Raw genomic sequence first — 1,094 nt, forward strand, 5'->3', positions numbered from 1 at the left:
AAAGTCGTGGAAAGTGCCAAAAAAAGCCAAGAAAAGCTAGAAAAAATGAGAAAGAGTCTTAAAAAGCCAGAACGAGGCCGAAAAGTAAAAATAGCACCGCTGTAAAAAGTCAGAAATAACAAAAGCAAAGTCGAAAATTATACCGCACATTGAGAAAACACTGCACACCAAGCAAACCGCTCAAAAGCGAATGAGAGATCAGCTGAAAAAAATGAGCAAAAAAACAAACTCCAAGTAGTGGAACGTTAGGCAAATTTTCAAATTTTTCATGTTAGAAATTGACTTGTGCAAGCAATTGCATTGCAAATTAGCTTCTAATTGGACGAACAGGGACAACTCACATGTGAATACAAATTAAGCTAGGACGAGCAACAAAAATTCTGTTAATCAACAACAGAATCTGCTAGGAGATAGTTTTTACAGAACAAGCCAACATGGACTCAAGTCGAGCGGAGAGTTCAAGTACAACCGAGCAAGCTAGTAGCAGTGGCAACACATGCACAAGTGCAACAGAGCAGATTTTATAGCTATATAGCTACAATGGGGATAAGGTTTTGTAGACGGATTCAGAAGCTCATAGGTATCCTATGAGTAGCAAAAGAAACACAGGAGCTAAGATCCTATTGATTAGAGTAAAGCCAAAATCAGAGAACACCCAGATGTTCAAAGACTTCAGTGGAGCCAGGTATTGCAAGCTCAAAGATGAAGTGCAGATAGAAGTTCAGATAGTCAACCCAAGTGTTTATCCAGAAATTTTCACAAGCCAGCAAAACATACAGTTAGTGCATATGCAATCAGGATCATTGTACATGGACTACAGTGGTCAGATCTATAATCAAGAACCAGAACTGAAAGATCCAACAGATCAATCAATTGAAGCCAGCCTAATTAGAGAACCGAGCCAAAGACGGTACAAAGGTCAAGATGGAGCATTCTACAACTTGATGCTTAGTGTTTTAAAAGAAGATGCCGAAAACTTGGCCAACATAGAAGCAGAAACTTGTCAACTAGAGCTTGACATGACAGAACCAAATGAAATACCACCAGTCATGGTGTATTGCCCAGATTGTGGACGACAAGGTGGACATTTTTTT

1 protein-coding gene is annotated in these 1,094 nt (G+C 39.2%); it reads left to right on the forward strand.

The genetic code is table 11. The annotated features are described in order from the left end of the window. Positions 1-659 precede the first annotated feature (659 nt). The coding region (locus DD606_RS25435) for a hypothetical protein (protein WP_139158395.1) at positions 660-1,094 on the forward strand (435 nt) is incomplete at its 3' end.

The organism is Enterobacter cloacae complex sp. GF14B, assembly GCF_004136805.1.
Classification (GTDB): domain Bacteria; phylum Pseudomonadota; class Gammaproteobacteria; order Enterobacterales; family Enterobacteriaceae; genus Enterobacter; species Enterobacter hormaechei_C.